The 14751-nt window shown below is 37.5% G+C and carries 16 protein-coding genes and 1 tRNA gene; 6 read left to right on the top strand and 11 right to left on the bottom strand.

All coding sequences use genetic code 11. From position 1 onward, the window contains the following. Positions 1–160: 160 nt before the first annotated feature. Positions 161–1759 (bottom strand): APC family permease, encoded by a 1599-nt coding sequence (locus FC97_RS10795; RefSeq protein WP_056968224.1) that lies wholly within the window; start codon positions 1757–1759, stop codon positions 161–163. A 367-nt stretch (positions 1760–2126) separates the two neighbouring features. Here FC97_RS10795 and FC97_RS10790 point away from each other — a divergent pair, with 367 nt between their 5' ends. Continuing rightward, a complete protein-coding gene (locus FC97_RS10790) occupies positions 2127–3155 on the top strand; it encodes an IS30 family transposase (protein WP_015474672.1) in 1029 nt (342 codons plus the stop codon). Between the two features lie 111 nt (positions 3156–3266). Here FC97_RS10790 and FC97_RS10785 read toward each other — a convergent pair whose 3' ends face one another. Continuing rightward, complete coding sequence (locus tag FC97_RS10785) at positions 3267–3854, bottom strand: recombinase family protein (protein WP_054644003.1); 588 nt, start codon at positions 3852–3854, stop codon at positions 3267–3269. Between the two features lie 448 nt (positions 3855–4302). Here FC97_RS10785 and FC97_RS10780 point away from each other — a divergent pair, with 448 nt between their 5' ends. Genes FC97_RS10780 through FC97_RS10770 form a run of 3 tightly spaced genes read left to right on the top strand, consistent with a single transcriptional unit; the run spans position 4303 to position 6489 of the window. Then, complete coding sequence (locus FC97_RS10780) at positions 4303–4590, top strand: transposase (protein WP_054644004.1); 288 nt, start codon at positions 4303–4305, stop codon at positions 4588–4590. A 23-nt stretch (positions 4591–4613) separates the two neighbouring features. After that, entirely contained in the window at positions 4614–5492 is an 879-nt protein-coding gene (locus FC97_RS10775; protein ID WP_054644005.1) for an IS3 family transposase, read from the top strand. Between the two features lie 22 nt (positions 5493–5514). Beyond that, positions 5515–6489 carry an EpsG family protein gene (locus FC97_RS10770; RefSeq protein ID WP_056968222.1) on the top strand — a complete coding sequence of 325 codons (975 nt, stop codon included), beginning with the start codon at positions 5515–5517 and terminating at the stop codon, positions 6487–6489. A gap of 205 nt (positions 6490–6694) precedes the next feature. Here FC97_RS10770 and FC97_RS10765 read toward each other — a convergent pair whose 3' ends face one another. The 3 genes from FC97_RS10765 to FC97_RS10755 form a co-directional block, all read right to left on the bottom strand. Beyond that, the gene (locus FC97_RS10765; RefSeq protein WP_054644007.1) at positions 6695–7693 is read right to left on the bottom strand and encodes an IS30 family transposase; all 999 of its coding nucleotides are present in this window, start codon (positions 7691–7693) and stop codon (positions 6695–6697) included. A 404-nt stretch (positions 7694–8097) separates the two neighbouring features. Next, a tRNA-Gln gene (locus FC97_RS10760) sits at positions 8098–8169 on the bottom strand. Positions 8170–8333: 164 nt separating this feature from the next. Next, complete coding sequence (locus tag FC97_RS10755; RefSeq protein WP_054644008.1) at positions 8334–8615, bottom strand: hypothetical protein; 282 nt, start codon at positions 8613–8615, stop codon at positions 8334–8336. Between the two features lie 268 nt (positions 8616–8883). Between FC97_RS10755 and FC97_RS10750 the strand changes: the two genes are divergently transcribed. Next, on the top strand, positions 8884–9786 hold the full coding sequence (locus FC97_RS10750; protein ID WP_054644009.1) for a hypothetical protein: 903 nt from the start codon (positions 8884–8886) through the stop codon (positions 9784–9786). Between the two features lie 28 nt (positions 9787–9814). On the opposite strand, the gene FC97_RS10745 is transcribed toward FC97_RS10750, so the two are convergent. Beyond that, on the bottom strand, positions 9815–10846 hold the full coding sequence (locus tag FC97_RS10745) for an SDR family oxidoreductase (RefSeq protein ID WP_054644010.1): 1032 nt from the start codon (positions 10844–10846) through the stop codon (positions 9815–9817). Between the two features lie 124 nt (positions 10847–10970). Here FC97_RS10745 and FC97_RS10740 point away from each other — a divergent pair, with 124 nt between their 5' ends. Continuing rightward, complete coding sequence (locus tag FC97_RS10740; protein WP_054644011.1) at positions 10971–11540, top strand: TetR/AcrR family transcriptional regulator; 570 nt, start codon at positions 10971–10973, stop codon at positions 11538–11540. A gap of 46 nt (positions 11541–11586) precedes the next feature. On the opposite strand, the gene FC97_RS13540 is transcribed toward FC97_RS10740, so the two are convergent. The 5 genes from FC97_RS13540 to FC97_RS10720 all read right to left on the bottom strand — a co-directional run bounded on the left by FC97_RS13540 (position 11587) and on the right by FC97_RS10720 (position 14619). Further along, entirely contained in the window at positions 11587–11727 is a 141-nt protein-coding gene (locus tag FC97_RS13540; protein WP_087882356.1) for a hypothetical protein, read from the bottom strand. 11 nt (positions 11728–11738) lie between these two features. Beyond that, positions 11739–11984 (bottom strand): GlsB/YeaQ/YmgE family stress response membrane protein, encoded by a 246-nt coding sequence (locus FC97_RS10735; protein WP_054644012.1) that lies wholly within the window; start codon positions 11982–11984, stop codon positions 11739–11741. Positions 11985–12058: 74 nt separating this feature from the next. Then, positions 12059–12646 carry a type 1 glutamine amidotransferase family protein gene (locus FC97_RS10730; RefSeq protein ID WP_054644013.1) on the bottom strand — a complete coding sequence of 196 codons (588 nt, stop codon included), beginning with the start codon at positions 12644–12646 and terminating at the stop codon, positions 12059–12061. A 170-nt stretch (positions 12647–12816) separates the two neighbouring features. Further along, positions 12817–14283 carry an MFS transporter gene (locus FC97_RS10725; protein ID WP_054644014.1) on the bottom strand — a complete coding sequence of 489 codons (1467 nt, stop codon included), beginning with the start codon at positions 14281–14283 and terminating at the stop codon, positions 12817–12819. Positions 14284–14334: 51 nt separating this feature from the next. Then, entirely contained in the window at positions 14335–14619 is a 285-nt protein-coding gene (locus tag FC97_RS10720) for an ArsR/SmtB family transcription factor (RefSeq protein WP_054644015.1), read from the bottom strand. Between the last annotated feature and the right edge of the window lie 132 nt (positions 14620–14751).

Here is a 14751-nt window from a genome sequence, read left to right as displayed (position 1 = left end):
TTGATGGGTTTTTCTGTCCACTTAAATGTTCAACTTAAATTTTACAATCTGCCTTATTTAAAAAGCGTCAAATTGTCTGTTCAGAAAGATCTGAAGATAGACAATTTGACGCTTTTTGGTTATAGGCTCAAAAATGAATTGTTGCTATAAATTATACTGACTATTCTTTTACCGTATCATTTAGTTCCTTGGCCTGATAAAAGTCCGGGAAGACGTGAGCACTCTTGATTCCCCAATAATAAAAACCAAGGGATGCAATAATAATCACGACAAAGTCCCAAGGATATGGGATCCAATTGATACCGTTAAATTGGTGACTGCCAATGTAGGACATGATTGAAATGAAAATGAGATAAAAAATCATCCACATACTTGACCAAAATGCTTTCCGGGTATTCACATAACCAGCTCGGTACTCGTAATAAAAGTAGAATGGTAATCCTAGTAAAATAACCAAAATAACTTCAACGGTTGTTGGCCACATTGCCCAATATACGGCAAGTGAAGCCAAGACAAACGAAAGTGGTGCCATCCAATTTAAATGCTTTAACTTAACAGGACGTTTAAAATCTGGTGCCAATTTTCGAAAGGCAACCGCTGTTACCGGCCCGGTTAAGTACGCAATTAAGGTTGACGTACAGATAACCGTTGCCAAGGTTGCCCATGATCTAAATACAGAAACCATCAGCATACTTAGAACCAGGTTAACAATCATCGCAACACGGGGAATCCCATATTTTTGATTGATCTTACCTACGAAACTCGGAATATGCTGGTTACTTTCCATCGCGTAAAGTGCTCGGCCAGTTGATGCGGCAAACGAGACACCGGTTCCGACGGGTGAAACAAAGGCATCCATGTAAAGCAGAACGGATAACCAGCGGATTCCCAACATAATTGCCAAGTCGGCAAATGGGGAATTGAAGTTAATACCACTCCATCCGTGTGCTGCAACCGCGGATGGCTTAATTGCCGTTATAAAGACACTTTGAAGGACAATGTAGATAATCCCACTAATCAAAAGTGAAATAAAAATGCCATGACCGATATTTTTATTTGGGTTTTCGATTTCACTTCCCATATTAATAACCGTTTGAAAGGCATTGAACGAGAAAATAATACCGGCTGATGAAGTAGCCGCAAAAATCGGTGCTGACCCGTATGGCATAAATTCGTGGAGTGAATGGCCATAGTTTTCGGGATGAAAACTGGCAATTGTCAGCATAATAATGGTTAGCGTTGGTACCCCGATCTTAAAAACTGAGATTAAACTGGTAAAACTGGTTAGAATTTTAACTGACCAGAAGTTCAAAAGAGTGAAAACCAACATGAATAAGAAAACCACCATTAATCCTGCTGTGGTAATGGTGCCATTTTTCAAGAACTGATGGGTCCAGTTTGCCCACGACCACGGCCATGAACTCATATATTGAACGGCAGCAACAGCCTCTATTGGAATTAACGTAATTAACGAAATCCAATTGGCCCATGAAGAAATAAATCCCAGAAGCGGTCCGTGGGAATATTGTGCGTATCGGCTCATCCCGCCGGCTTCCGGAAACATTGCGCCAAGTTCAACATAATCGTAAGCAATTGCGGCAATGACCGCACCCCCGATGACCCATGAAATAATAGCAGCGGGGCCTGCTATTTTCGAGGCTTCCCAAGAACCGAAAAGCCAGCCTGATCCAATTAAGGAACCAAGCGTTAACATTACAAGTTGAAATAATCCAATCTTAGTCGTTTTGTCAGAATCCATTTGTACCTCCTATTTGCAGTGACAACCAGTGTAACAAATGAGAAAATTATTGCAAATGAAGTAAAATGAAAAAAGTCGACTGGTGACTATCATGATAGTCAGGAGAAGATTTTATACTTTTTTAGGAATAGTACCGAAATTGTATTTTTTGAGATAAGGCAAGGAAACACGTTCTTTTAAGGACGTGATGAATTGCCCCATTTTTATGTGCAATGAAAGTTTAGCGTCATTACCTGTCAATAAATTTCCTCAATTGTCAAGTTAAGTGCAACACTTGATAACTAGACCAATTAGACTAGCTTAAAAGGCCATGAAGGCCTATTCTTATTATTAACGACAAAATCAACAGATAAGGATAGGTGTCTTCATGACCCAAACTAAGAATATCATGCCTAAGCATTACCAACAACTCCAATCTTTTGAACGCGGTCAAATTGAGTCCCTGACTCGATTAGGATTTGGCGTTCGTCAGATCGCCAGCCGGCTTCACCGGAGTCCCAGCACCATTTCTCGCGAATTAAAACGCGGGTTAACCACCCAGATTGATTCCCAGAAACATCGGTCATATCAGGGCTACTTTGCCGAGCGCGGGGCGGCTTACTATCGAGAACAGCGGGCCAAGTGTCACCCCAAAGGTTTACTGCAGCGGGCTGCCGTGTTCTTCAAGTCCCTGCCGAAAGCTTTAAAAGCTAAGCCACGAGTTTTCAGTGTCGATACGTATGTCCACTATTTTAAAGCTCATTACCCGGGCTTTCCCTGCCCATCAACGGCTACGGTCTATCGGTATATCGAGGCTGGCAAGCTCCCGGAGCTTCACAACTATGATTTACCCATGAAGCTACGTCGCCGCGCTAAACGCCCGAATCACCGACATGCCCGCCTGAATAAAAAACGGCTTGGACAGTCCATTGAAGACCGGCCCGCAGTGGTTCGGAAACGTCAGGAGTTGGGCCATTGGGAAGGCGACTTAGTGAAAGCCAAACGGGTTGAGTCCGAACCAGCTTTAATGACGTTAACCGAGCGAGTTAGCCGGATGGAAATTATCGTTAAATTGCCTGATTACCGGGCAGAGACTTGCCGGCAAGCCCTCCAAGATACGATTGATGATTACGGTGCAGAAAACTTTCGGACGATCACGTTTGACAACGGCTCGGAATTCGCTAGTTTAAATCAGGTTCAAGGAACGGGAATCTACTTTGCCCATCCATATTCTCCCTGGGAACGGGGCACTAATGAGAATGTGAATGGTCAATTAAGAGAGTTATTCCCAAAGGGGCATTCCTTTAAAAACCTCTCATTAGTGGATCTGCAGTTGGTTCAAGACACGCTGAATCACCGTCCCCGCCGCTGCTTAAGCTATAGTTGTCCAGCGGATGTTATGCCACAACTGGTTTAACTTTCTAGACCAATTATAAGAATAGGCCATTAGTGTTGCACTTAACTTGACAATTGAGGAAAGAAAATAGGGACCCTTTCAGTTAACATGTGCTAACCAAAAGGGGGGGCCCTATTTTCTTTTAATACCGTATTTCACACAGTATCGAATAAAGGTCGTCCGTTTAATACCTGTATTTCGCGACACATCAATGTCACTCATGCCTGCTCGATAAAGCTTAAAAGCATGTTGCAAGCGGGGATCATCTTGGGTGTATTGGGGTTTGCGCCCATGATATTTCCCCTGCTGTTTGGCTAGGGAAATCCCTTGTTGCTGACGCTCAATGATCCGCTTACGTTCACTTTCAGCTTGGTATTTATAAAGTTCAATAATGAGGTTGGTCATGAGTTGACGTAAATTGGGGTCAGCAATCCCTGTCATGGACGGTAAATTCAACACATCTAGGGTGGCACCCTTATTTTGAATGGAGTTCATGATCTTAGTCAAATCATGGTTGTTTCTGCCTAAGCGATCTAATTCAGTGACCATTACAATATCACCCTCACGAATATAGGCCAGCATTTTTTGCAGTTCTGGCCGATTAGTGTTAGCCCCACTTAATTTATCCGTAAATAATTTATCAACGTCTTTTAAAGCCGCTAACTGTCGATCTAAATGTTGCTCCTTGGAACTCACACGCGCATAACCGATTTTAGCCATTTCCAATTCTCCTTTTGGACAGTTCTAATGAACACTTGTAATTCCTAGTATAGCACAGAAATAAAAAAGACCATTAGGGTATACTTAAATTGAACAGTTTATTTTGAATTAATTTGTTGATATCAATCCTGGAAAAGCAGGATTTTGCACTTATTTCAAGAGTATTTAGAGAAGTATTATTCTTTAGAAGAAATTTATGTTATACGGTAGATTGTAAATTAAGTTATTAAAAATCGATGATCATCTTACCATAGAATGACTAACTAAAAAGAACTACCATATCCATCAAGCGTGCTGTCAAAGTTCCAAGGGCAGTTAACATTTTCTAAGTGATGATGATGCTTTTATTGATTCCTAACAATGTATCTGGGCCTAGAATAAAAAGTGTACAGGTTAAATAGAGACTCTGATTTAGTATAATTAAGGAAGTAAATTAGAGGATCAAATAATGACGAAGCACAGTTATGACAAGGAATTTAAGGAACAGGCCGTTCAGTATTACTTAGATAACAAGGATCACATGACCATGAATGAAATAAGTAAGAATCTAGGTATTGGGGCTAGTACATTACATAAATGGATTAAGCTGTTTACTGAGACTGGGGAGTTTGGCCGTGCCTCTGGTAATTTTGCCAGCGATAAGGACAAGGAGATTGCACGACTAAAGCGTCAACTTCGTGACGCTGAAGGAGCGATCGAAGTGTTAAAAAAATCAATCGGGATTCTGAGCAAGTAACTACCGAAAAGGTATACCAAGAAATGGACGTTCAGCACGCTTTGGAATCCCACCCTTCCATCAAGGGTATGTGTGATTATGTTGGAATCTCAAGAAGTGGTTACTATCAACGAGAAAAGCGTCATAATCACCAATCACCGCGAAAGCTTCGGAAGAAGTTTATTCAAGGTGAAATTAAAGCAATTTGGCTCAAAAGCCTTTGTATTTACGGTGCCGGCAAAATCACCCAAGAACTTCGCTCAAAAGGATATAAGATCGCTGAACGAACTGTTGGTAAGTATATGCGTGAACTTGGCATTCACGCCGTTTACCTAACCCCTTGGACGACTACCACTCGCAATTCTAAGTTTGATAAACAGCTAATAAATATTTTAGACGAGCAGTTCAATCCATTGCGACCAAACGCCGTTTGGTGCATTGACACCACTTATATTCCAGTTCATGACGGATTCGTTTATTTAACCAGTATTATGGACTTGTACTCCCGACGGATCATCGGTTGGGACTTATCTGAAACTTTGGAGGTATCGAATGTCATCCCACTTATTGAAAAGACTAAGCACAGTCGCCATATTAGCAAGCCATTAATCATGCACAGTGATCGTGGTAGTCAGTTTACGTCTGAAGCTTACAATCAAGTTACAGCTAACATGACATTAAGCTATTCAAAGAAAGCTTATCCTTGGGATAATGCCTGCATTGAGTCGTTTCATGCCTTGATTAAGCGTGAATGGATAAATCGGTTTAAAATCCATTCATACTCCGAAGCTAAACGACTAGTTTTTCAGTACATTGAAACGTTTTACAACACAGTTAGAATTCACAGTCACTGTGGATTCAAATCACCAAAGCAACTTGAAGATGAGTATCAAACTCAAATTCAAAATTTAGTCGTGGCATAGGACAAAAAAGTCTCTATTTAAATTGTCTATTTTATTGACAGGGGACCATTATTGGATTGGCACTGATACTAGACAATATGTAGGCATTTTCTTAAGCCAGGATACTTCCTTTAACGGGAATGGGGTTGCTGCATACAACTTTTTGAGCAAGACCATCTGGAATTTAACAAATGGTAATTATCATGTTTTTTTGCTTGCTTTATCATTTTTGACGGTGCTGTTTTTCATTTTGTCGTTGCAAAAATTAAAAAGCGATTTTTTTGAAAGCTTTATAGCAGTTTTTATATACATTTCTTTTTACTTTTATTTTGAAAGCTTCAACATTCAAAGACAAATGCTTGCTGTTTCAATTGCAATGTTTGCAACGTGCTTTTTTATAGAAAGAAAATATTTAAAAGCTCTTACATTTTTCCTATTAGCCGTTGGCATTCACAGTACGGCATTAATAGCCTTACTGAATTTTGCTTTAATAAAGATTAAGAAAGACAAAAAATCACTTGTCGTTAGCATGATCGCACTTTCTATCATGCTTGCTAATGTTAATATAATATTGCAGCTATTTGCAGAAATATTCAGCCATTACAAGATATATATCTCCACGGTGGAATCCGGATCTTTAGCCGCTGGAGGTGGTGCATTAATCCTTGGGCTTTTCTTTATCCTAATTGCTGGAACTGCATTTTTTATGACTGATGCCTTCAGCAGCAAAATATATTCATTTACATTTTTTGCTACAGTGTTAGGTTCTTTATTTTATATTATTGGTATGAACTCTCAAATGCTGATAAGAATAGCAGATTACTTTTTGATTTTTGCTCCAGTATTTATTCCTAGAGCAATTAAAAAAATCTCAAACAGATTCTTGCAAAAAAATATTGTTAATTGTTTTTGCTGTGCAATTGTATTAATTGCAGGGCTAACTATAATGACTTACAAACTGCTTAATAATTTTGGAGACATTGTCCCATATTCGAGTGACATAAGATTTTGGATGTAAGCTGATTCCTGAGACAACTTTTAAGAAAGGGTTAATGAATAAATCGTCTCTCAAAAGGAAGGAATTTTTACATGCCAACTCGTTACGACAAAGAATTCAAACAAAACATTATCAACCTATATAAGCAAGGCGAATCAGCTGCCCAACTGGCCAGAGAATATGGCATTGGCTATTCAAATTATCCCACTTTTTTGCTGACGAATTGTCAAATCAAGTGTAACTTTTTACCGAAGAAAACTTCAGACGGTGTCTTCCAGCCTAAGACCTTACGGGGTCGATTATTTAAATCCCTGACAAACTTCGCGATATCTTGATCGGTCAGTTCATCAAGGTCAGTTCCTTTGGGAAAATACTCTCGGATGAGATCATTGGTATTTTCGTTGGTTCCACGTTGTTGTGGTGCGTGCGGGTCTGGAAAATAGACTGAGATACCAAGCTCTTTACCGACTTCACGATAACCCGCAAACTCTGTACCTCGGTCTGGTGTAAGCGTACGAACGCGTTTAGGTGTGACTGTATGCAGGAGGTCGATCATCGCTTGGGTGACATTCTTGGCATTCACTTTGGGTACACGCTCAGACAGAAGGTATCGTGACTTACGGTCGACCAGTGACACTAAACCCGAACGCCCGACCTTGCCGCGAACGGTATCGCCTTCCCAATGGCCAAAACGAGTCCGATTCTCACATGAGACTGGTCGTTCATGGACTGATGGGACATTATTAAAACGGCCACGTTGTTCGTTGACAGTTCCTTTAACCTTACGAGTTTTCCCACGATGTCGTAACTTTCGAGCGAATCCTCGAGCCCCATGACTTTTACGTTTAACGCCTAAATTATTTCGTTCAATTCCGCGATAAATCGTGTTGTAGCTGATATGCCAATTACTGTTCTCTAAAGATAAACGACCGGCGATTTGCTCGGGTGACCATTGCCGTTGAAGAATGCAGTGAAGGACAAAGTCGCGTAGCTTTAAATTCTCCAGTACCCTGAGGCGACGACTCTTTAATCGGCGCTGTTGATAGTTCTGCTGGGCTTTTACGGCAGAATAGGCACCTCGACCGCCGTTGCGTTTAATTTCTCGTGACACAGTGGCTTTGGAACAACCGATTTGATCGGCAATAACCTGGTAAGTATGGTGTAAAGTTACACCTAACAGTATGCATTCGCGGTCTTTTAAGGTAAGATGTGTATATGGACTCATAGCCTAAGAACTCCTTTAGATGATTGTTATGGTGACTTCATTCTACAGGACTCAGGCTAGGAGTCTATTTTTATTTTCTTACTTGTTGCACTTCAATTGTAAATTCGTCCTACAAATAAAAGCTACCTTATACATTTCAGGCGATACAAGCAATTGTTTCACGTCCTAGATACTCATTTTAACGTTTTGACTATATTTTTTTATTTTCATAATATCCCTAAGTACAAAAAAAGACCGCTAGTCCAATGACTAACGATCTACACGCCCCGATAGTATATTTGTTTTTTGACTATATTTTGACTATATAGTTATGAAATTGATTGATAATTTTTAAAACTGTAATTCGTAAAACGTTTATTTATCAAGGCTTATAGCACCTTATACACTTTGTGAAACTCTCAATATTGGGCATATTGGGTTCGAACCAATAAATTGCGGATTCAGAGTCCGCTGCCTTACCATTTGGCGAATGCCCATTAATGATTAAAACTATCAAACAACAATAAAATGTTATAAAAAAAACGCTGCAATGTCAATAGTAATCGGCTATTCATTATAAATATAACCATATTTTATCCGAAAAAAAGAACATCCCCACTGAAACGACAGCCAAGATGTACTTTTTTGGTTAAGTTCATCTTTATTTACTTTGTTCTTTAACGTTAGATTCCAAAATATCAATAGATTTATCGATTGATTCAAAAATTTCAGTATTCAAAAGTTCAATAATCGGACTCAGTCGCTGATATTCATGTGACACCATATTTTTGTTGACTTGATCATCATTAATGCGCTTAATTTTCAAACTGTAATCCATCAAAGCATTAATTCTGATCTTCGAGTCATCCAGTTCGCACAGTAAATCGTCGATATCGTCCATATCATAAGTTCTAGTTAAATTTTTCTCCTTACATTCGTCCATAATAAATACTCCCTTCAAATTTCAAGTGAATTGACATAGTTTCTATTTCCTATATGTAACTCACTTCTTTGACCCCCATTCTAATAGCTTTAAAATTTAAAACTAGCCAATTATCCAGAATGTAAAGTTTTATTTTTGTGAAGTCGTTCTCTTCTAATATTCCAAAATTATATACATTTTATTTTCAATAATTATAATTGTATGTTAAACTAGTCTCGTTTTGCTGAAAAGATATCAGCTATTTACATTACGGAAGGACGAAACAAACATGCATTTAAGTACTATTGAGAAGAGAAATTATCTAATTGGATTTTCATTCATTATTATCATGGTAGCCAGTGCTACTTTACTTAATGATATGGAAATTATTTTACCCGAGATTGGAGCATTAACGGCTGGAACGTGGATTTATCAAAACGGTGGCTGGATCAATCAACCATTGAAAATCTTCCTAGCTCCATCAGGAACGGCCATCATTGGTTTTCTAATCAATCAGTTAGCTATCGGTTATGCACAAAAAGTCCTCTTGGGTCTTCTCTTGATGCTAGTTTTGTTACGAGTTCTTCACTCAAACTTGGCTCCATCATTTGCGACTGGACTATTGCCGATTATCATTAATGCTACCCATTGGTCATTCATCGTCGCTATCCTACTATTTACACTAGTCTTGACGGTCGGTGTTTTCCTTCAAGGCAGTTACAAGGAAACAACTCCTAGTTCAATCATCAAAAAACATCACATGTTGATTTTTGCCATTATGGCACTTATCTGGGTTAGTGCTGTCTGGTTCTTTGGCTTTTCACAAATGGCTGCCATTCCACCAGTTATGGTTGTTTTCTTCGAAGTCCTACAGAAGCCTCAATATAGTTGGAAGATGGCCATTAAACACTTCATTGCTTTAGTCGGTGCAGCCAGTATTGGCGTTTTAGTTCACACTTTTATCAGCTCCTGGTTAATCTCTGCTATCATCGCCTTACCATTAGTTTTCGTATTATTACAACTTTTAAAAATTAAATTACCGGCTGCCTTTGCTTTTCCACTGTTAGCCTTAGTTTTACCTACTAGTATGTTCCACATGTTGCCACTGACGGCCGTTCTAGCGACTACCTTTTTCTTAGGTTCAATCGTTATCCTCAAAAAAATATATTTCTCCTCTAAAAGTCGAAAATGACTCTCAAATTTAATTGAGAGCCATTTTTTTATCTGACGATGCCAAGATCAATCATAGATTGTGCTGTAGCAATGATAGCCGTTTTAGCAGAACGAGGATTCCAACCTAGCAACTCCTTAGCCTTCTTATTGCTAGTACCAGCGTACTTACCAACAATAGAAGCGATCATTTTGAGTTGGGGATTAGTTAAAGCAGCGGCTTTTACAACTGCATTCGGTATAGTTCTAATTGGAATGTTACTTGCATAATCAGGAAAAGCTTCACGTAAAATGTCAGCTACATCCATCATTGATAAAGTTTCACCTGTCGTAGCTAAGAATCTTTCGCCATCAGCTTTAGGCGAAGTCATTGCCAAAATATGTAAGCTAGCGACATCACGAACATCGATATATCCTGAATCAACTTTGGGTAAAGCCTTGATCTTTCCTTCTAACATTTCTTGAATTTGAACATTAGAGTGGGAATACTTAGCCGACAAGACCGGTCCCATAACACCAACTGGATTAACAGTGGCTAGTTGCAAACCGTCACCCTCCTTTTTGATAAAGTCCCAAGCGGCCATTTCTGACATCGTTTTTGATTTTTGATATGGATGTATATTTTTAGCAGAAAAATCTGACCAATCTTTTTCAGTATACGGTGTTGTCCGATTCTTGTGCCCCGCAAAAACAGCGCCATAAGCCGATGTCAAAACAACTCGTTTAACTTTGGCATCTTTAGATGCTTTAAGAACACGTAAAACCCCATCTACAGCTGGACGAATCATCTCGTCCTCATTTTTAAAGTTCAATTTAGGCGTTGGTGAAGCTACATGAATAACATAAGTTGCTCCTTGCATCGTTTCTTCCCAATTCGTATCAGAAGTTAAATCAGCTTGTGAGAATGAGAGATCAGAAAAATCTCTTATTCCACCGTTACATAACATTTCTTTAATAACATCTTCCTTTTTAACTGAACGAACCGTTGTTCTAACCGCATATCCTTGTTGTAATAATTGCAAAATAATATGTACCGCAATAAAACCACTACCACCTGTAACGACTACTAATTGTTTTTTCATAATTGATATCTCCATTTTATTTTAACTGACGTTTTACTTGTAACGTTCATGAATGTATCCTACTATGTAAAAAACAGCTTCTCAAGCAAATCAGAAGCATCTGTGACAGAATGGAGAAAGTGTAATGGCAGCGACCGAACATTCACAAAAAATCAAACAGGATTCCCAAGAATACCTCATCACCGCATTGTTACAATTATTAAAAACAAAAGATTTCAACGATATCACTATTACTCAAGTCGTAAAACGAGCTGGTGTAAGTCGAATGGCTTTTTATCGGAACTTTGAAACTCTAGACGATATTTTAATAGCTTACATCGAGCCAAAAATAAATATCGGCTTTGAAAATATCATTAATAGAGTCCCTCAGGATCAGAAATTAACCGCCTTAGGAAACCTTTTTGAAGAAATATCTGACACCTTAAAAATGGCTGTTAATAAACATTATGAAGCGATTATTCAAAATGTTTTTGATAAGAATATGACTGAATTCTACGATCAAACAATGGATTGGAGCCAATTCACAGCCATGCAACGTAAATACTGGGTCAAATTCATGAGCGCAGGTGTTTATGCAATTTGGCGTGAATGGCTGATTAGTGGTCAAACAGAAAACATCAATGACATTCATGTTCTTTTAGCTGATTTTCAAATTTCTACTTTAACTGCCTTACGAAATGAGACTACAAATTAAAAGAGACGTTATCAATTAATCAGAAAATTGATAACGTCTCTTCTATTTATCCATGCAATTTTGCTTGAATATTATCTCCGGCTTTATCGATACCCTTTGCAGTTAAAATAGTTCCACCTACAAGGACACCACCGACCACTAAGGTACTAACAGCCATGAATTTAAAAATTGATTTAACAGTATCCATAATTATTTACCTCACGACATTTTTTTAATAACGAATGATACCACTAAGACTAAAATGATGGCTCCAATCAATGAAGGAATAATAGCCATTCCTGCAAGTTGTGGACCCCAAGCGCCTAAGATTCCCTCACCTAAAGCTGAACCGACGATACCAGCAAGAATATTACTGATCCATCCCATTGATTTTCCATTGTTAGTAATTGCACCCGCAAGTGCTCCAATGATAGCTCCGACAATAATTACCCATAACCAATGCATAATGTTAATCCTCCTTAATAATATTTATATTCTAATATTATTAAATTCCAGTAAATTACGCACGAAATATGCTGTTAAAATGGATTACCATATTTTTTACAGTATTCATAGAATCCATTGTCATACAATTCAATCAAAGGCTTCAGTTGTTTGTCAGGCAGAAATTGAATTAATTTTAAAACCGCCTTAGTAAATTCTAAAGCAGCAGTACCGTTAGCAGTTACTAAATTCCTATCACTAACCACTTGTTGAGGTAGGAACTGATCAGGATTATTATATTCTGAATAATTTTTCCAAATTGCTTGAGAGTTACCAGTATGTTTATAACCGCTCAATAGACCATTGCCGGCTAAATAATCGACAGCACCACAGATAGCACCAACCGGTTGACCATTTTTCAATCTGTCAGAAATTAATTTTTTCAATGTTTCATTCTTAACATCCCAAGAGTTACCACCAATCAAAATTAACAAATCGATTTTTTCAGGCAATTCATCAATTTTATAATCAATTATAGTTTTAAACCCACCGATAGAAGTAACCTCATCAGAAAATGAAGCCGTCTTAACTGTCCATTCGGAATTTTGATTCAATTGACTAGACAAATAAGGACCTTCCCAATCCGCGTATTCGTTTAATATAAAAAAGATTGCTGTTTTCATTAATAACTCCTCTGATAATTAAATTTTCATATAGCAGTCATTTAACTGTAATATAATCTCTTGTCCTTAAGCAAGGATTTACGAAAGATTTTAATACGTTATTTTTCACTTAATGGCAGGGATTTTATATATATAATATGAATATCGGTAATGCTCAAAGAAATAAATATTTATTTAACAACCTTCCTATTTTTATCCTTCAAATTAACCACCAAGATGACTCCAAATAAGATCACTGTAACTAAGAAAACATTATGCATACCTTCAATAATAATTTTTTGCATGATAGGAATTAAGTTGCTAGCTGAATCATGATTGGAACTGATAAATCCATTAACTTGTTCCAAGCTCACCTCTGCATGCTTGCCAACCGCTTGATTAATAGACAAGTTAAATACTAATCCAAATACTCCTGTCATGATAGTTTGTCCTAACGTTCTTCCCAAAGTTAGCATTGATGAGGCTGTTCCAACTTCAGTATCCGAAACCACTTCTTGTGAAATTAGTGTATTCATTGTAATTACAATACCTAACCCTGTACCGGTAACACCAGCAATTACATAAAACATAATCATCGGAAAATTAATTTTAGCAAAAACTAAGGTTAGATAAAATAGCATTTGCACTATAACAATTGGAATAGTAATTAACTTAGGAATAATTCTTTTAACTAGGCTTCCCACAAAGAATGACGCAATCAACCACATTACTGGACTCGGTGTAACTGCCAAACCAGCAACAGAAGCAGTAACTCGATAAACTGATTGGAGCCAAATGGGAAAATAAACTTGAAAACTTATTTGAATCCCACTTAGCAATAATGCAGTCAGAATTTGAATTGTGAATAATTGATTCGTAAAAAGCTGCAACGGAACAATTGGGTCAGCTGACTTTTTCTCGACGTATATTAATGCTATTAAGGATAATAAAAAGACCAGTACCACAATTATGATATATATTATATTTAACTTTTGACTACCCAACATTTGGAATAGGAACAAAAGTGAAATTAAAGACAGTGATAAATTCAAAATTCCTTTATAATCTATTGGCTGATGTGTTTTTGTAGTCCTTTTACTTCTTAGTCCAAACAGAATCAATACCAAAACTATCAAGCCTAAAGGTACGTTAATGAAGAAAATCCAATGCCAATTAAGTTTATCAACAATGAAACCGCCAATAATTGGACCTAATAATGCTGAAATTCCCCAAGCTGTATTATTTAAAGCCAACTTACTGGAACGTTTATCATAGGAGTATAAATCTGCAATGATGGTGAATGTTATTGGCATAATTGCACCAGCACCGATTCCCTGAATAGCTCTGAACAGTACCAAAAGGTAAATATTAGGAGCAATTCCACAAAGAAATGACCCTAAAGAAAAAATCATCAATCCAACAATAAATATTGGTTTACGGCCTAACTGATCGGACAATTTTCCATATATGGGAGTACTAACCGCTGTCGTTAACAGATACATTGCAAATACCCAGCTTTGCATTGACAGGCCGTTTAATTTACTAATAATTGTTGGCATAGCCGTCGTAACAATGGTCGTTTCTACTGAAGTCATAAACGTAGCAATAAAAATGGCAATCATCGTTAATAATAAATTAGACTTTTTATCTTTTAGCATAATATGGCTCTCCTTCTTAGTTCGATAACTATCGAACTATAATACAAAATTTTAAAGCACAGCTAAAAAACCTGGCAAATATTTCTCGAAAGTATCCATATTCAATGATAAATATTTTATTTGTGCCTCTTTTCTAGTATTAGTCAAACCAACTTTACGTAGTTTCTTAAAATGGTAGGAAACGGTTGATTTGCTAAGATCCAATTTTTCACCAACTTCACCACAAGTCAATTCACGATGCGCTTGATATAGAATTCGAATCATTTGTAACCGATTGGGATCTGACAAAACTTTAAATATCTCTGCTCTTTGAATATCTTTTTTATCTATTTTCATAAATCTATTGTAAATCTTCTTCTAAAATATTTATAAAATATAGTATTAAAAAGACGATTTGGCATTTATTAGTCCCTGAAGTGCCCTAAAATTGTTAGACATAATCTAACAACTTTAGGAGCACTTTTTTTA

It is taken from the genome of Companilactobacillus kimchii DSM 13961 = JCM 10707, assembly GCF_001435445.1.
Lineage (GTDB): Bacteria > Bacillota > Bacilli > Lactobacillales > Lactobacillaceae > Companilactobacillus > Companilactobacillus kimchii.
The sequence above is the reverse complement of the archived record's forward strand: the minus strand, read 5'-3'. Positions and strand labels throughout refer to the sequence as shown.